This is a genomic window from Cryobacterium sp. SO1 (assembly GCF_004210215.2).
In the GTDB taxonomy this organism is placed as follows: domain Bacteria; phylum Actinomycetota; class Actinomycetes; order Actinomycetales; family Microbacteriaceae; genus Cryobacterium.
Window position 1 is genome coordinate 526,046 of sequence record NZ_CP067394.1, and the last position, 16,805, is coordinate 542,850.

Sequence of the window (16,805 nt, forward strand, 5' to 3'; positions counted from 1 at the left end):
CAGGTGGTGCAGGGATGGCCTAACGTTCGCGCAGTTCCTTGAGCACCAGAGCAGTGGCCAGGGCCGCGGTGGCGGCCTCTTCGCCCTTGTCCTCCTTGGATCCGGGCAGGCCGGCCCGGTCCAAGCCCTGCTCGTCGTCGTCCAGGGTGAGCACGCCGAAGCCCACCGGCTTGCCGGTGTCCAGGGCCACCCGGGTGAGGCCATCCGTGGCCGCCGCCGAGACGTACTCGAAGTGCGGGGTGCCGCCGCGGATGATCACGCCGAGCGCCACCACCGCGTCGGCGCCGTTCTCCAGTGCCACCTTGCTCGCCACCGGGAGCTCGAAGCTGCCGGGCACGCGCACCAGGGAGTAGGTCGCCCCGGATGCCTCGAGCACCCGGGTGGCCCCCGCGATGAGGCCGTCGGTGATCACGTCGTGCCAGCGGCCGGCGATGATGACGACCTCCAGCCCGGTGCCGTCGACAGAGATGTCGGGGGAGCCTGCTCCGCTCATAGTGCGAGTCCTTTCACGATCTGGTGTGCTGAGATTTCGTGGCCCATGCGGTCGCGTTTGGCCGCCAGGTAGTCCTCGTTGTGGCTGCCGACGCCCACGACCAGGGGTACCCGTTCGGTGACGGTCACGCCGTGTGCCTCGAGCTGGCGCACCTTCTCGGGGTTGTTGGTGAGCAGCCGCACCGAGCCGAGGCCCAGCTCGTCGAGGATGGCCGTGGCCGCGCCGTAGTCGCGGGAGTCCGCCGGCAGGCCCAGCGCCAGGTTTGCGTCCAGGGTGTCCAGGCCGTCCTCCTGCAGCTTGTAGGCGCGGAGCTTGTTGATCAGGCCGATGCCGCGGCCCTCCTGGCCGCGAAGGTAGACGACCACGCCGCCCTCCCGTTCGATGGTGTCCAGCGCGGCCTGCAGCTGCGGTCCGCACTCGCACTTGAGCGAGCCGAACGCCTCGCCGGTGAGGCACTCGGAGTGCACCCGCACGAGTGATCCGTTGCGGGGCGTGCCGGAGACGATGGCCACGTGGTCGGCCCCGGTCATCCGGTCGCGGTAGGCGCGAATCTGGAAGGCGCCGTGCGAGGTGGGCACGGTGGTCTCCACCTCGAAGTCCACCCGCGGCGATTCGCGGATCGGGCTGACCGAGGCGAGGTCGTCGTCGCAGTGGAATTTCTGCAGGTAGTCGATGAGGTCGGCGATGGTGATCACCGGAACGCCCTCGCGCTCGCCGAGCACCAGCAGGCCGGGTAGGCGCATCATCTCACCGTCTTCGGCGACGATCTCGGCGATGCCGGCCACGGGGGTCAGCCCGGCCAGCTTCATCAGGTCGACGGCCGCCTCGGTGTGGCCGTCGCGCTCGCGCACGCCGCCGTCCATCGCCCGCAGCGGCAGGATGTGGCCGGGCCGGTTGAGGCTGGCCGGCGTGGAGCTGGGCTCGGCGAGCACCCGCAGGGTGTGCGCCCGGTCGGCGGCGCTGATGCCGGTGCTGAGGCGGTCGGCGGCGTCGACGGTGACGGTGTAGTTGGTGCCGCGCGGGTCCTCGTTGTTCAGCACCATCACGGGCAGGTCGAGGGTGTCGGCGATGTCGTTGGTCATCGGCGCGCAGATGAATCCGCTGGAATGGCGCACGGTCCAGGCGATCCATTCCTGGGTGGCCAGCTGGGCGGAGATGATCACGTCGCCCTCGTTTTCGCGGCCCTCGTCGTCGGCGACGATGACGGGCTTGCCGAGCCGGAGTGCTGCCAGTGCGGTGGGGATGTCGGCGAGGCTCATGGGGTGCTCCTTAGGACTGCGGATGGTGCGGATGGTTCGGTTGAGGGGGCCGGCGGTGCGATGGTGCGGGCCGCGAGGGCGAGCATCCGTTCGACGTGCCGGGCGATGATGTCGGTTTCGAGGTTCACCCGATCGCCCACGGTGAGTGCGCCGAGAGTCGTGGCGGCGAGTGTCTCGGGGATCAGGGACACCTCGAACCACTGGTCGGCCAGGTCGGCGGGGGAGATGTTGCTCACCGTGAGGGAGACGCCGTCAATGGCGATCGAGCCCTTGTCGACCACCAGCGGCGCCAACGCCGCCTTGAGGCTGAATCGCACGATGCGCCACGCCTCGCCGGGCACGACGGCCAGGACGTTGCCGGTGCCGTCGATGTGGCCCTGCACGATGTGTCCGCCGAGCCGACCGCCCACCAGGGCGGCGCGTTCCAGGTTCACCGGGGAGCCCGCGGCGACGCCGTCGAGGGTCGACATCGACAGGGTCTGCGCCATCACGTCGGCCGTGAAGGTGTCCGGGGTCTGCTCCACCACGGTGAGGCAGACGCCGTTCACCGAGATGGAGTCGCCGTGCCCGGCTCCGACGACCACGAACGGCCCGCGGATGGTGAGGCGGGCGGCATCCGCCGTGCGCTCGATGCGCTCGACGGTGCCGAGTTCCTCAATGATTCCGGTGAACATACTGGTCCTTAGCTCGTCCGGGCCGGGGTGGCCCTGGTGGTCTGATCGGTGGGGTGGGTCTCGTCGGGCGGGGCCGGCGGCAGTGCAGGGTGGGCGACCAGCAGCAGGTCGTCACCCACGTGGTGCAGCGCGCCGATCCGCAGCCGGCGCTGCTCGTTGATGCCGGCGACGCCGATGTCGGCCAGAGCGAGCCTGTCTCCGCCGAGCAGGGTGGGCGCCAGGTAGATCAGGTAGTCATCGACCAGGCCGGCGCGCACGAAGGCGCTGGCCAGGGTGGGTCCGCCCTCCACGAAGACCCGGCGGATGCCGCGTTCGCGCAGGTCGCCGAGGAGCGTGGGAAGGTCGTGTTCGGTGAGAAACCACGGGGTGAGCGGATGCCGGTGCACGGCCGCGCCGGCCGGCACCGGGCGGCGCCCCACCACCACGGGTCGCGGCTGGTGGGCGAGCAGGGTGCCGTCGGCGGCCCGCGCGGTCAGGGCCGGGTCATCGGCCAGAACGGTGCCGGTGCCCACGAGGATCGCGTCGGCGCCGGCGCGGCGCTGGTGCACGTCCACGCGGGCGGCCGGTCCGGTGATCCACTGACTGGAGCCGTCGGCGGCGGCGGCGCGGCCGTCGAGGCTGGACGCCCATTTCACGGTCACGTGCGGGCGGCCGAGGCGCGCCGACACCAGCCAATCGGCCAGGAAGGCCTGGGCTTCGGCGGCGAGCAGGCCGCCGGTGACATCGACGCCGGCCGCGCGCAGCCGCTCGGCGCCGCCGGCGGAGTGCGCTCCGGGATCGGCGACGGCGTAGACCACCTGGGCCACGCCGGCGTCGATGAGCGCGAGCGCGCACGGGCCGGTGCGTCCGGTGTGATTGCAGGGTTCGAGGGTGACCACGGCGGTGGTGCCGCGGGCGGCGCCGGAGGCCAGCTGGGCGAGGGCGTCCACTTCGGCGTGGCAGGTGCCGGCGCCGCGGTGCCAGCCCTCGGCGAGAACGTCGCCGGCCGGGCTCAGGATCACGCAGCCGACGCGGGGGTTCACCCCGTCGGCCGGGCCGTTGGCCGCCAGCTGCAGGGCTCGACGCATCGAGCGCTCGAGCGTGTGCTGCTGGTGCATTCCCTGTCCCGTCGTTGTGACGCTCCGGGAGGGGGTTTTCGCGTACGCGAAAGCCGTCGACGGTCCACAATGAACCATCGATCCGTGCGCCTCCCATCCGGACTTTAACCGTCGGTGCTGGAATTTCACCAGCTCAACCGGTACCCAACGATCAGGTCCCGGCTCGCGGACTTTCACCGCCGGTTCGGATTCTCACCGACCCCGGAGCACGTTTCTTACTTCAGTTATATCTCAACGCGCAGGCCGGTGCGGTATTCCCGACGTAACCTGACGACGTCTCGGCACCGTCAGATGGTGGCGACCAGGGCCCGGGCGGTGCTCTCGTCGACGAACAGGTCGGTGATCAGATCGGCCTTCAATGCCCCGCGGAGGCTCGGCAGCTTCGCCGTTCCCGAGACCACGCAGAGCCGGCGCGGAGTGCGCCGGAGCACGTTGAAATCCGGCCCGGTGCCGCGGGTGTTCAGCGGGATCCCGTCGGTGGAGCCGTCCGCCCGAAAGAAGATGGTGGCCACATCGCCCACCACCTCGGAGCGGCTGAGCGAGGCGTAGTCCGCCTCCTCCAGGTAGCCGCCCGCGTAGACATGGCTGGGCACCTCGGAGAACGGCGAGCCGAGGCCGAACAGCGCCACGTCCATCCGGGCCTGCATCTGGAGCAACCGGCTCACGCTGCGTTCGCGCCACAGGGCCTGTTTGGTGGCCGGGCTGTCGAAGAACGCCGGCACCGGGAACTGGTGCACGTGCGCACCGAACGCATAACCGAACCGGCCGAGGATCTCACTGGCGTAGCTGAGGCCGGTGGTGCGCATGTTGCCGGCGCCGTTGAGTTGGATGATCTGGGAGCCGTGAGTCTGCTTGGGGGTGACGTGGCGGCTGATGGCGTTCATCGTCGACCCCCAGGCGATGCCCATCACCATGTTCGAGTCGAAGAACTGCCCGAGAATCCGTGCAACCGACAGCGCCACCCGCTCCAATCTGTCCACATCCGAGGCGTGATCGGGCACCGGAACGACGTGCGCGGTGATCTGAAAACGCTCCTGGATGAGCAGTTCGAGGCGGCTCGGCGCGTCAAGGGGGGAGCGGATCTGGATGTCGACCAGGCCGGTCGCGCGGGCGTGGCTGAGCAGTCGGGACACCGACGAACGGGAGGTGTGCAGCTCGTGGGCGATGGCATCCATCGTCAGGTCCTGCATGTAGTACAGGTGCGCGGCAGTGAGGGCATCCCGCACCCGATCGGACTGCGCTGACTCGTCGACGAGGCTCACGGCCCCTCCTTGCACGTTTGTTCACTCGGCTTGACCAGATGTGATTGATCTACTCAAGCTTGATTAATCCATATGGACGGCCCCCGCGCAAACCCGGATGGGCCATCCGCACCAATTCGGCCGGACACCACCCGGTCACCCGCCCGGCCGAATGACGAACAAAGGTAGTGAACAGTGCAGTCCATCCCTCTCTCCTCGCCCGCTGATTCCGCCCGATCCGCCCTCGCCGAGCGCCCCAGTGCGAAGGTGTTGATCATCGGTGCCGGCATCAACGGCATCGCCACGTTCCGCGACCTGGCGTTGCAGGGCGTGGACGTCACCATCGTCGACCGGGGGGACTTCGTCTCCGGCGCCTCCGCCGCGTCGTCGCACATGATCCACGGCGGCATCCGGTACCTGGAAAACGGCGAGTTCCGGCTCGTCAAGGAGTCGGTCACCGAGCGCAACGGCCTGCTGAAGATTGCGCCGCACTACGTCAAGCCGCTCAAGACCACTGTGCCGATGTTCTCCGCCCTCTCCGGCGTGCTGGCCGCCCCGCTGCGCTTCCTCACCCACAAGCAGGGCAAGGCGCAGGAACGCGGCGCGCTGCTGATCAAGGTCGGGCTGGTGCTGTACGACTCCTTCTCCCGCGACGGCGGCTCGGTGCCCAAGCACGAGTTCCACGGTCGTAAGAAGTCGCTCGAACGCCTGCCGCGACTGAATCCCGGCCTCAAGTACACCGCCACGTACTACGACGCGTCGATGCACGACCCCGAGCGCCTCGCACTCGATGTGCTCCGCGACGGCCTGGACACCGGCCCACACGCGCGCGCCGCCAACTACGTCGAAGCCGTGGGCATGGATGCCGAGGGCGTGCGCCTGCGCAACACCGTCACCGGCGAGGAATTCAGTTTCGCCGCCGACGTGGTCGTGAACACCTCCGGCCCGTGGACCGACTTGACCAACTCGGCGCTCGGTGCGGCCAGCAGCTACATGGGCGGCACCAAGGGCTCCCACATCGTGCTGGACCACCCCGAGCTCTACGCGGCCACCGGAGGCGGCGAGATCTTCTTCGAGAACAACGACGGCCGCATCGTGTTGATCTACCCGCTCGCGGGCCGAGTGCTCCTGGGCACCACCGACCTCGAGCACGACATGAGCCAGCCGATCCGCACCACCGAAGAGGAAATCGACTACTTCTTCGACCTGGTCAAGCACGTGTTCCCCGACATCGAGGTGAACCGCTCGCACATCGTGTTCAGGTTCGCCGGCGTCAGGCCGCTGCCCCGGCACGACGACGAGGCCCCCGGCTTCGTCTCCCGCGACTACCGCATCGAGTCCACCCCGCTCGGCGCACGCCCCGGCACCCTGCTCAGCCTGGTCGGCGGCAAGTGGACCACCTTCCGCGCCCTCGCCGAGCACCTCAGCGGCGACATCCTCAGCCTGCTCGGCCAGTCCCGCACGGTGTCCACCGTCGGGCTCGCCATCGGCGGCGGCAAGGGCTACCCGGCCACCGCAGCCGCGCACACCGTGTGGCTGGCCGCCCACGGCGACGAGGTCGGCCGAGACCGCGCCCAGGCGCTGCTCACCCGGTACGGCACCCGCGCCGGTGCGATCATCGACTTCCTCACCGAAGCGGCGGATGCGCCCCTGGCGCACAACCCGCTCTACACCCGCCGCGAGATCGAGTACCTGGCGCGCGAGGAGTCGGTCACCCACCTGATCGACCTGCTGCTGCGCCGCACCAGCCTCGCCTTCGTCGGCGGGCTCAGCGTGGCCCTGCTTGAGGAACTGGCCGGCGTGCTGGCCCCCGTGCTCGGCTGGGACGCCGCGCGCACCGCCGACGAGGTGACCCAGGCCGGCCAGGAGCTTGCCGAGGTGCACGGCGTCGACCTGATGGGCGCGTCCGAGGCCGTTCCGGCCCCGTAGACCAGACGGGAGGTGGGGGGCTTCCCCACCTCTCAATCTGCACAAACGTGCGCGTGGGGCTACCTTTTTGCGGTTTTTGACTCGGTAACGTGTCAGGACCGCACAATTTCCCGCGGGTACGAAAAAAACACGAAAGGTCAATGTGGACAATCTCGGTGTTGTATTCCTCTCGGAGCTGGTGGGCACAGCCCTCCTGGTGCTCCTCGGCTGCGGCGTTGTCGCCAACGTCGCCCTCACGAAGAACAAGGGCTTCGGCGCCGGGTTCCTCATGGTCACCATCGGTTGGGGCCTCGCGGTCTTCGCCGGTGTGATCGTCTCGTACAACTCCGGTGCGCACCTGAACCCGGCGGTCACGCTGGGCCTGGTTTCCTCCGGAGCCACCGAATTCGGCTCCGGCGTGCCGGTGAACGTCGTCTCGGTGCTGGTGTACATCGCTGCCCAGATGATCGGTGCCATCATCGGCGCCGTCGTGGTCTGGCTGGCGTACAAGCAGCACTTCGACCAGGAGCCGGAGCCGGCGAACAAGCTCGGCGTCTTCTCCACCGGTCCGGCCATCCGCTCGTACGGCTGGAACCTGGTCACGGAGGTCATCGGCACCTTCGTGCTGGTGTTCGTGGTGATCGCGTTCGGCGGCGGTCGCCAGGGTGAGAACGGCGGCCTCGCGGCCCTCGGCGCCCTGCCGGTGGCCCTGCTGGTGATCGTCATCGGCACCTCCCTCGGCGGGCCGACCGGCTACGCCATCAACCCGGCCCGAGACCTGGGCCCCCGCATCGCCCACGCCCTGCTGCCCATCAAGGGCAAGCGGGGGTCCGACTGGTCCTACTCGTGGGTTCCCGTCGTCGGACCCGTCATCGGCGGTGTGCTGGCCGGCTGGGCATCGCTGGTGCTGCTGCCCATCCTGACCTGATCCCGCCCCTCGATTCACCCATCGATCTCAACAACTCGATCTCAACAACTCAATCTCAACAACCACGTCCCAACACAGGAGTTCCGACATGAGTGACAAGTACATCTTCGCCATCGACCAGGGCACCACGAGCACCCGCGCGATCATCTTCGATCACTCCGGCTCGATCGTCTCCACCGGTCAGCTCGAGCACGAACAGATCTTCCCGCGCGCCGGCTGGGTCGAACACGACCCCATGGAGATCTGGGGCAACACCCGCCAGGTCATCGGCCAGGCCCTCTCCAAGGCCAACCTCACCCGGCACGACATCGAGGCCGTCGGCATCACCAACCAGCGGGAGACCGCCGTGGTCTGGGACCGCACCACCGGCCTGCCGATCTACAACGCCATCGTCTGGCAGGACACCCGCACTCAGCCGATCGTCGACCGGCTCGCCGCGGACGGTGGGGGCGACCGGTTCAAGGCCACCGTCGGCCTGCCGCTGGCGACCTACTTCTCCGGCACCAAGATCGCCTGGATCCTGGAGAACGTCGAGGGCGCCCGCGAAAAGGCCGAGGCCGGCGACCTGATGTTCGGCACCACGGACTCCTGGGTGCTCTGGAACCTCACCGGCGGCCTGGAGGGCGGGGTGCACGCCACCGACGTCACCAACGCCAGCCGCACCCTGTTCATGAACCTGGAGACCCTCGAATGGGACGACGAGATCCTCGGGATCTTCGGCGTTCCCCGCTCGATGATGCCCGGGATCCGCTCCTCCAGCGAGGTCTACGGCATGGTCAACGAGCACAGCCTGCTGCGCGAGGTGCCCATCGCCGGCATCCTCGGCGACCAGCAGGCGGCCACGTTCGGCCAGGCCGCGTTCGACCAGGGCGAGGCCAAGAACACCTACGGCACCGGTAACTTCCTGATCTTCAACACCGGCACCGAGATCATCCACTCCAAGAACGGCCTGCTCACCACGCTGGGCTACAAGCTCGGCGACGCCGAACCGCACTACGCGCTGGAAGGCTCGATCGCCGTCACCGGGTCGCTCATCCAGTGGCTGCGCGACAACCTCGGGCTGATCTCGTCGGCGAGTGAGATCGAGACCCTGGCCCGCACCGTCGACGACAACGGCGGCGCCTACTTCGTGCCGGCGTTCAGCGGCCTGTTCGCGCCGTACTGGCGTTCGGATGCCCGCGGTGCGCTGGTGGGCCTGACCCGGTTCGTGAACAAGGGCCACATCGCCCGCGCGGCGCTGGAGGCCATCGCGTTCCAGACCCGCGAGGTCATCGACGCGGTCAACGCCGACTCGGGCGTGCCGCTGACCGAGCTCAAGGTCGACGGCGGCGCCACCGCCAACAACCTGCTGCTGCAGTTCCAGGCCGACATCCTTGGCGTACCCGTGGTGCGCCCGGTCGTCGCCGAGACCACCGCGCTCGGCGCGGCCTACGCGGCCGGCCTGGCGGTGGGCTTCTGGGGTGGCCTGGGCGAACTGCGCTCCAACTGGCAGGAAGACGCCCGATGGGAGCCCGACATGGAGGAAGCCGAGCGAGCCCGGCTGCTCCGCAACTGGAAGAAGGCCGTCACCAAGACCCTCGACTGGGTCGACGAAGACGTCCTGTAGCCAGGCAAGACTGGTAGCTGCCCAGGTCCGGTAGCCGCCGTGAACCCCCGGTAGCCCGTTCCCGACGGCACCACCTCGACGCCGCATCCGCCTCTCCTCTGAGTTGTGCGGGTGCGGCGCCGCTATGCGGGTGGCGCGCCACCCGCATAGCGGCGCCCACCCCGCATAGGGCCCTTGCGCGGGTGCCACGCCGTTGTGCGGGCTCGGGGCCAGAGCGGCGCTTGCCCCGCAGAGTGGCGTGTACCCCGCAGAATGACGCCTGCCCCGCCTCACACGATTGTGGGCGCACTTACCGCCCACAGAGCCGCGCATCGGCCCGGGCTTCGGCTACCGCGCGGCGAGCAGGGCGGGCAACTCCGCGAGGCCGGTGAGACGGATGACGCCCAGCGCGCGGGCCTCAGCGCGGTCGGCCTCCGGCGGGGGAGGTCCTGCGGAGCCGAGACGGTCCAGCCACACCCCGGTGAGGCCCGCTGCGGCGGCCCCGATCGCGTCGGTGCGGAGGCGGTCGCCCACGTACACCGAGCGGGCCGGGTCGGCGCCGAACAGGGCGCAGGCGTGCACGAAGATCTCCGGCCTCGGCTTGGCCAGGCCGAACTCGGCCGAGGTGATCACGTGCTCCACCCGGGCGTCCAGACCGGTGTCGGCCAGTTTCACGCGCTGGTAGGCCAGCTCCCCGTTGGTGATCAGACCGAATCGCACCCCGGGGATGCGCCGGGCCAGCTCGTCGAGGCAGGGCAGCGCATCCGCGTGCAGGCGCCAGTGGGCTCGGTAGTGCACGAAGTAGTCCTCGAACCAGGCGGTGGCCTCCGCCGCCGTGAGCTGCACCCCGTGCGCTGCCGCGAAGTCGCGGGCGCGGGCGCCGCGCTGTGCGGCGAAGTCGAGCGAACCGGCGAGATAGGCGTGGTAGTGCTGCTCCTCAAGGGCGTTCCACAGCACCACGACGTCGTGCGGGTCGGCGGCCGCACCCCGGCCGCCCTGCGCGGCGACGTGGCCGAGAATGCCGGCGGCCACGGCCTCCCGGTGCGCGAACAGGGTGTCGTCCAGATCGAACAGCACCAGCGTCACACCAGTCACACCAGCCGCACCCGCCCCACCGGTCACAGCAGCCTCACCGGCCACAGTCGCCCGCAGGAGCGCACGGCACCGCTCACGCGCCCGCGACCTCGGCCGGCCAGCCCGCGGGCGGTGTGCGGTCGTCGGTGGCGTGCAGCACGGCCTTCCACGAGGGCGGATGCGTACCGTCGCGGTACGCGATCCCGGCCGGTCCGAGCCCGGTGTAGCGGAACCCGGCCTTCCGGGCGGCCCGGGCCGACGCGAGGTTGCCGGCCACGGCCTCCCAGTGCACGGTGTCGCAGAGGCCGGTGCGAAAGCCCCAGTCGAGCACCAACCGCTGCGCCTCGACCATCAGGCCCCGGCCCCGGTGCGCCGGTCCCAGCCAGAACCCGATCGAACTGGCGCGGCTCGCCGCAGCCGAAGCCGAAGCCGCAGCCGCCCCAGCCGCAGCAGCCGCAGCCGAAGCCGCCCCAGCCGCCCCAGCAGCCGCCCCAGCCCCAGCCCCAGCCCCAGCCGCAGCCGCAGCCGCAGCCGCATCAACCCCAGCCGCGACAGGCACGCTCAGGCTGATCACGCCGAGCAGCTCCGGCGACGCCGGCCCGCGCACCGCCCAGGTGTATTCCTGGTCCCCGGCCCACGAGGCCGGCACATAGCCGGTGACGAAGTCGGCGGCGTCCGCGAGCCGGTACGGCCGGGGCAGCCGGGCCAGGTACTCGGGCATCACCGGGTCCTGGCAGTACTCGAACACCCGCGGCACGTCGGCGCCCTGCGGCGTATCCAGCCGCAACACACTAGAGGACAGCCCGACCGGACGCATCAGCACACCACCAGAGCGCGCCTCAGCGGCGGGCCAGGAAACCCATCCGATCGAACGCGGTCGCCAGGGTGACGTCGGCCACCGCGGCGGCACGGTCGGCGTTGGCGGCCAGGATCCGGTCCAGTTCGGCCGGGTCGTCGAGCAGCTCCCGCACCCGTCGCCGAATCGCGCCGAAGGTCTCGGTGACCACCTCGGCCAGGCCCTTCTTGAAGTCGCCGTAGCCCTTGCCCGCGTATTCGTTTTCGAGCGACTCGATCGAACGCTCCGCCATCACGGAGTAGATCGTGAGCAGGTTGGCCACGCCGGGCTTGTTCTCCCGGTCGAAGACCACCCCGCCCTCGGCGTCGGTGACGGCGCGCATGATCTTCTTCGCGGTGACGGATGGCTCGTCGAGCATCCAGATCACACCGGCGTGCGACTCGGCCGACTTCGACATCTTCGAGGTGGGGTTCTGCAGGTCGTAGATCTTCGCGGTGTCGCGGATGATCGAGGCCTCCGGCACCGTGAAGGTGTCGCCGAACCGGGAGTTGAACCGGGCCGCCAGGTCGCGGGTGAGCTCAACGTGCTGGCGTTGGTCCTCGCCCACCGGCACGATCTCGCTCTGGAACAGCAGGATGTCGGCGGCCATCAGCACCGGGTAGGCGAACAGGCCCACCGTGGTGGCGTCGGCGCCCTGCTTCAACGACTTGTCCTTGAACTGGGTCATCCGGCTGGCCTCGCCGAACCCGGTGAGCGTGTTCAGGGCCCAGGCCAGCTGCGCGTGCGCCGCCACGTGCGACTGCACGTACAGGGTCGACTCGGCCGGGTCGATGCCCGCCGCGATGTACTGCGCGGCGGTGGCGCGGGTGTTCTCCCGCAGCTTGGCCGGGTCCTGCGCCACGGTGATGGCGTGCAGGTCCACGATCGAGAAGAACGCGTCGTGGTTCTGCTGCAGTTTCTTCCAGTTCAGCAGCGCACCGATGTAGTTGCCGATCTGCAACGAGTCGGCGGACGGCTGCATGCCGGAGTAGAGGCGGGTCTTGGTCATGAGAGAAGTCATTTCGTCAGGTTCGAGGCCGCGCAGGCGGCAAAAACAATAGTCAGATGGCGTAGTCGACGACCACGGGGGCGTGGTCGCTCCAGCGCTGGTCGTAGGCATCCGCCCGGTCGACCGTGTAGTTGACGACGGATGCCGCCAGCGCGGGCGTCGCGAGCTGGTAGTCGATGCGCCAACCGGTGTCGTTGTCGAACGCCTGGCCGCGCCAGGACCACCAGGTGAACGGTCCGTCCATCTCGCCGGCAGCCTTCCGGCCCACATCCACCCAGCCCAGCCCCGCGCCGTTGTTGTAGTCGGCGTCGTCCTCGGCGCCCAGGATGCGGTCGAAGTAGGCGCGCTCCTCGGGCAGGAAGCCGGCCCGCTTGACGTTGCCCTTCCAGTTCTTGATGTCGAACGTGCGGTGGCCCACGTTGAGGTCGCCGAGCACGACGACCCGCTCGCTGTGCGCCGCCAGTTCGGGCAGCCGGGTGAGCATGGAGTCGAGGAAGGTGAACTTCTCGACCTGCTTGGGGGTGTCCACCTCGCCGGAGTGCACGTAGGTGCTCACGACGGTCACGATTTTGCCGTTGACCTCGTAGTCGGCTTCGAGCCAGCGGCCGGCGCTGTCGAAGTCGGGGTGGCCCAGTTCGACCCGGTGGATCGACGCGGACTTGCGGCTGGCGATGGCCACGCCGGCGCGACCCTTGGCCGACGCGGCGTCGTGCAGGATGCTCCAGTCCGGGCCGAGCAGTCCCTCGATGTCTTCGGTCGACGCACGCACCTCCTGGATGGCGAGGATGTCGACGTCCCGGGTGGCGAGCCAGTCGCCCATGCCCTTCCGGTAGGCGGCGCGGATGCCGTTGGTGTTGATGCTGGCGATGCGCAGGGGGCGGACGGACTCTGATGCGGGAGAAGACGGCATGCGCCGATTCTACCGAGTGCCCCCGACGCCGGGGCCGGACCGGCTCACTCGACGGCGGCGGTGGTGCTCGATGCGTTCTTCTCGGCCCGAGTCTGGGCGCGGCGCAGCCGTCGCCTGCGTCCGGGCCGTTGGTACCAGGATGCGTCCGCCAACGCCGCCTGCGCGTCGCGCAGTTCGGCCTCGGCGATGAGGCTCTTGGCCTCGGCTTCCTTCTCCTCGGCGAGCTTCTTCGCTTCATCGGCGCTCAGGGTGCGCGGAGGGATGCCGGCGTCCTGCATGCCGACCGCGATCCACGCGGCGGAGATCAGCGTGACCGTGGAGGTGAGGTTGAACCAGATCAGCAAACCGATGATCACCGCGAAGCCGGCCAGCAGCGGGTTGCGGGCCGCACCGCCGAGCAGGGCGGCGCCGAGTACCTTGAGCACGCCCAACGCCACCGCGCCGAGCAACGACCCGACAAGCAGGTTCTTCCAGGGGATGCGCACGTGGGAGAGCACCCTGAACAGGGCAGCCAGGGTGATGGTGTCGATGATCAGCACGATCAGCAGACCGACGGCCTGGCTGGAGGCCTGGAACCAGAAGGACTCCCGGCCCTGGCCGAAAAAGCCCAGCACGACCTCGAGCAGCTGTGAGGACACCAGCGAGATGACGGCCGAGACCATCAGGGCCAGGCCGAACAGCAGGCCGAGGCCGAGCTCGCGCAGTTTCACCAGCACGAAGAAGGTGGCCTCCTGACCCATCCCGAAAATACCACGCACGGCCTGCGAGGTGGTGTTCAACCAGCCGAGAGTCGTGGCGAGCAAGCCGATGAGGGCGATGGCGCTGCTCCAGGTGAGCGCCCCGGTGTTGCCCAGGTCGGCCGGGTCGACCACCCCGCCCTTTTCGATCAGCCCGGGAACCGACTGGTTGATGATCACGAACAACTGGTCCATCAGTGCGGGATTGCTTGCCAACCAGATCCCGGCCACCGAAAAGACCAGCCAGAGCGCGGCGAAGATCGCGAAGATCGCCTGGTAGGCCATGCCGGCGGCCAGAACCGGTCCACGGCTCTGGCCGAAGTGGGTGTAGACGCGCGCCGGCCTTGAGGCCATGACGCGTTTGACGAGGTCGCCGATCTTCATCGACCCAGCCTAGCCAGCGGGCGCGGCTCACCGGGCGCGAAAACGACGAACGGCGGCCAGTGGCCGCCGCTCGTGAGGAATCCGTAAGGTGTTACGGCTTGCCGCGCATGATGGCCTGCTTGACCTCGGCGATGGCCTGGGTCACCTGGATGCCACGGGGGCAGGCTTCGGTGCAGTTGAAGGTCGTGCGGCAGCGCCAGACGCCTTCCTTGTCGTTGAGGATGTCCAGGCGCACGGCGGCGTTCTCGTCGCGGGAGTCGAAGATGAACCGGTGTGCGTTCACAATCGCGGCCGGGCCGAAGTACTGTCCGTCGGTCCAGAACACCGGGCAGCTCGACGTGCACGCCGCGCAGAGGATGCACTTGGTCGTGTCGTCGAATCGCTCGCGCTGGGCGACGGTCTGGATACGCTCCTTGCCGTCCTTGGGCACGTTCTGCGCCATCAGGAACGGCTGCACCTCGCGGAAGGACGCGAAGAACGGCTCCATGTCCACGATCAGGTCCTTCTCCAACGGAAGGCCCTTGATGGCCTCCACCGTCACCGGCTTGGTGATGTCGAGGTCCTTGACGAGGGTCTTGCAGGCCAGACGGTTGCGCCCGTTGATGCGCATGGCATCGGAGCCGCAGATGCCGTGGGCGCAGGAACGGCGGAAGCTCAGGGAGCCGTCCTGCTCCCACTTGATCTTGTGCAGCGCGTCCAGGATGCGGTCCGTCGCGTACATTTCGACGTCGTAGCTCTCCCAGTGCGGATCTTCGTCCGTCTCCGGGTTGAACCGGCGCACCGACAGGGTGACCGTGAACGACTGGATCTCTTCGGGAACCGCTGGGGGCTTCTCGAGGGTGGGGGTGCTCACTAGTACTTCCTCTCCATCGGCTGGTAGCGCGTAATGGTCACGGGCTTCCAGTCGAGCGAAATGTGGTCGGCAGCATCCGCGGACAGCGCGTCGCCCGACAGGTAGGCCATGGTGTGCTGCAGGTAGTTCACGTCGTCGCGCAGCGGATAGTCGTCGCGCATGTGGCCGCCGCGGCTCTCCTTGCGGTTGCGGGCCGAGAACACGACAACCTCGGCCAGGTCGAGCAGGAATCCCAGCTCGACGGCCTCGAGCAGGTCGGTGTTGAACCGGCGGCCCTTGTCCTGCACGCCGATGTTCTTGTACCGCTCGCGCAGGGCGTGGATGGTCTCGGTCACCTCGCGCAGCGACTCGTCGGTGCGGAACACCTGGGCCTTGGCGTCCATGATCTCCTGCAGCTCGCGGCGGATGATCGCGATGCGCTCGGTGCCGGTGGAGGTGCGGATGGTGGCCAGGAGCTCCCGCACGAACTTGGCCGGGTCCTCGGGCAGCGGCACGAATTCGGCCGTCTTGACGAATTCGACGGCGTTGTTGCCGGCGCGCTTGCCGAACACGTTGATGTCCAGCAGCGAGTTGGTGCCGAGCCGGTTGGAGCCGTGCACGGAGACGCAGGCGCATTCGCCGGCGGCGTAGAGGCCGGGAACGACGGTGGTGTTGTTGCGCAGCACCTCAGCGTTCACGTTGGTGGGTATGCCGCCCATCGCGTAGTGCGCGGTCGGCATCACCGGCACCGGTTCGGTGACGGGGTCGACGCCGAGGTAGGTGCGGGCGAACTCGGTGATGTCGGGCAGCTTGGTCTCGAGCACCTCGGCGCCCAGGTGGGTGCAGTCCAGGTACAGGTAGTCCTTGTTGGGGCCGGCGCCACGGCCCTCCGCGACCTCCTTCACCATGCACCGGGCGATGATGTCGCGCGGGGCGAGGTCCTTGATGGTGGGGGCGTAGCGCTCCATGAACCGTTCGCCGGCGGCGTTGCGAAGGATCGCGCCTTCACCGCGCGCGCCCTCGGTGAGCAGGATGCCCAGGCCCGCCAGGCCGGTCGGGTGGAACTGGAAGAACTCCATGTCCTCCAACGGCAGGCCCTTCCGCCAGATGATGCCCACGCCGTCGCCGGTGAGGGTGTGCGCGTTGGAGGTGGTCTTGTAGATCTTGCCGAAACCGCCGGTGGCGAAGATGAACGCCTTGCCGGAGAAGACGTGCAGCTCACCGGAGGAGAGATCGTAGGCGACCACGCCGGAGGGCTGGTCGACGCCGTCGACGTTGGTCATGATCAGGTCGAGCACGTAGAACTCGTTGAAGAAGTTGATGCCGCGCTTGACGCAGTTCTGGTACAGCGTCTGCAGGATCATGTGGCCGGTGCGGTCGGCGGCGTAGCAGGCGCGGCGTACCGGGCTCTTGCCGTGGTCGCGGGTGTGGCCGCCGAAGCGGCGCTGGTCGATCTTGCCCTCGGGGGTGCGGTTGAACGGCAGGCCCATGTTCTCGAGGTCGATGACCGCGTCGATGGCTTCCTTCGCGAGGATCTCCGCGGCGTCCTGGTCGACGAGGTAGTCGCCGCCCTTGACGGTGTCGAAGGTGTGCCACTCCCAGTTGTCTTCCTCCACGTTCGCCAGGGCGGCGGCCATGCCGCCCTGCGCCGCACCGGTGTGCGAGCGGGTGGGGTAGAGCTTGGAGATCACCGCGGTGGATGCGTTCGGTCCGGCCTCGATGGCGGCCCGCATGCCCGCCCCTCCCGCCCCGATGATGACGATGTCGAACTGGTGATAGTGCACCCCGTCGACGATGGTGGATTCAACGGGGGTGGTCACAGGTGCATCCGTCATGGAA

Annotated in this window: 15 protein-coding genes and 1 riboswitch; of the genes, 3 read left to right on the forward strand and 12 right to left on the reverse strand. The window is 68.8% G+C overall.

Annotation, left to right across the window (positions count from 1 at the left end):
- Positions 1 to 19 precede the first annotated feature (19 nt).
- From ribH to BJQ95_RS02520, 5 genes are all read right to left on the reverse strand, one after another.
- The gene (gene ribH / locus BJQ95_RS02500) at positions 20 to 493 is read right to left on the reverse strand and encodes a 6,7-dimethyl-8-ribityllumazine synthase (RefSeq protein ID WP_130178893.1); all 474 of its coding nucleotides are present in this window, start codon (positions 491 to 493) and stop codon (positions 20 to 22) included.
- Positions 490 to 1,752 carry a GTP cyclohydrolase II gene (ribA, locus tag BJQ95_RS02505; protein ID WP_130178892.1) on the reverse strand — a complete coding sequence of 421 codons (1,263 nt, stop codon included), beginning with the start codon at positions 1,750 to 1,752 and terminating at the stop codon, positions 490 to 492. Before ribA ends, ribH begins: the two co-directional genes overlap by 4 nt.
- Complete coding sequence (locus BJQ95_RS02510) at positions 1,749 to 2,426, reverse strand: riboflavin synthase (RefSeq protein ID WP_130178891.1); 678 nt, start codon at positions 2,424 to 2,426, stop codon at positions 1,749 to 1,751. Before BJQ95_RS02510 ends, ribA begins: the two co-directional genes overlap by 4 nt.
- Before the next feature lie 8 nt (positions 2,427 to 2,434).
- The gene (ribD, locus tag BJQ95_RS02515) at positions 2,435 to 3,523 is read right to left on the reverse strand and encodes a bifunctional diaminohydroxyphosphoribosylaminopyrimidine deaminase/5-amino-6-(5-phosphoribosylamino)uracil reductase RibD (RefSeq protein ID WP_240694896.1); all 1,089 of its coding nucleotides are present in this window, start codon (positions 3,521 to 3,523) and stop codon (positions 2,435 to 2,437) included.
- A gap of 81 nt (positions 3,524 to 3,604) precedes the next feature.
- Positions 3,605 to 3,736, reverse strand: a riboswitch (FMN riboswitch).
- Between the two features lie 74 nt (positions 3,737 to 3,810).
- Positions 3,811 to 4,713, reverse strand: coding sequence for a sugar-binding transcriptional regulator (locus tag BJQ95_RS02520; protein ID WP_130178923.1), 903 nt, complete (start codon positions 4,711 to 4,713; stop codon positions 3,811 to 3,813).
- Between the two features lie 246 nt (positions 4,714 to 4,959).
- Between BJQ95_RS02520 and BJQ95_RS02525 the strand changes: the two genes are divergently transcribed.
- The 3 genes from BJQ95_RS02525 to glpK all read left to right on the forward strand — a co-directional run bounded on the left by BJQ95_RS02525 (position 4,960) and on the right by glpK (position 9,206).
- On the forward strand, positions 4,960 to 6,693 hold the full coding sequence (locus BJQ95_RS02525) for a glycerol-3-phosphate dehydrogenase/oxidase (RefSeq protein ID WP_240694895.1): 1,734 nt from the start codon (positions 4,960 to 4,962) through the stop codon (positions 6,691 to 6,693).
- A 142-nt stretch (positions 6,694 to 6,835) separates the two neighbouring features.
- Positions 6,836 to 7,600, forward strand: a complete 765-nt coding sequence (locus BJQ95_RS02530; RefSeq protein WP_130178890.1) for an MIP/aquaporin family protein — start codon at positions 6,836 to 6,838, stop codon at positions 7,598 to 7,600.
- Positions 7,601 to 7,688: 88 nt separating this feature from the next.
- Complete coding sequence (glpK, locus tag BJQ95_RS02535; protein WP_130178889.1) at positions 7,689 to 9,206, forward strand: glycerol kinase GlpK; 1,518 nt, start codon at positions 7,689 to 7,691, stop codon at positions 9,204 to 9,206.
- Between the two features lie 327 nt (positions 9,207 to 9,533).
- Here glpK and BJQ95_RS02540 read toward each other — a convergent pair whose 3' ends face one another.
- From BJQ95_RS02540 to sdhA, 7 genes are all read right to left on the reverse strand, one after another.
- Positions 9,534 to 10,280: an HAD family hydrolase gene (locus BJQ95_RS02540; protein WP_130178888.1), complete on the reverse strand. Its 747-nt coding sequence runs from the start codon at positions 10,278 to 10,280 to the stop codon at positions 9,534 to 9,536.
- A gap of 73 nt (positions 10,281 to 10,353) precedes the next feature.
- Positions 10,354 to 11,046 (reverse strand): GNAT family N-acetyltransferase, encoded by a 693-nt coding sequence (locus BJQ95_RS02545; RefSeq protein WP_256041500.1) that lies wholly within the window; start codon positions 11,044 to 11,046, stop codon positions 10,354 to 10,356.
- Between the two features lie 52 nt (positions 11,047 to 11,098).
- Positions 11,099 to 12,103 carry a tryptophan--tRNA ligase gene (gene trpS, locus BJQ95_RS02550; RefSeq protein WP_130177067.1) on the reverse strand — a complete coding sequence of 335 codons (1,005 nt, stop codon included), beginning with the start codon at positions 12,101 to 12,103 and terminating at the stop codon, positions 11,099 to 11,101.
- 52 nt (positions 12,104 to 12,155) lie between these two features.
- Positions 12,156 to 13,013 carry an exodeoxyribonuclease III gene (locus BJQ95_RS02555; RefSeq protein ID WP_130177066.1) on the reverse strand — a complete coding sequence of 286 codons (858 nt, stop codon included), beginning with the start codon at positions 13,011 to 13,013 and terminating at the stop codon, positions 12,156 to 12,158.
- 44 nt (positions 13,014 to 13,057) lie between these two features.
- A complete protein-coding gene (locus BJQ95_RS02560; RefSeq protein ID WP_130177065.1) occupies positions 13,058 to 14,134 on the reverse strand; it encodes a YihY/virulence factor BrkB family protein in 1,077 nt (358 codons plus the stop codon).
- 91 nt (positions 14,135 to 14,225) lie between these two features.
- On the reverse strand, positions 14,226 to 14,987 hold the full coding sequence (locus BJQ95_RS02565) for a succinate dehydrogenase iron-sulfur subunit (protein ID WP_130177064.1): 762 nt from the start codon (positions 14,985 to 14,987) through the stop codon (positions 14,226 to 14,228).
- Positions 14,987 to 16,786, reverse strand: a complete 1,800-nt coding sequence (sdhA, locus tag BJQ95_RS02570) for a succinate dehydrogenase flavoprotein subunit (protein ID WP_256041501.1) — start codon at positions 16,784 to 16,786, stop codon at positions 14,987 to 14,989. The genes BJQ95_RS02565 and sdhA overlap by 1 nt, the downstream gene beginning before the upstream one ends.
- Between the last annotated feature and the right edge of the window lie 19 nt (positions 16,787 to 16,805).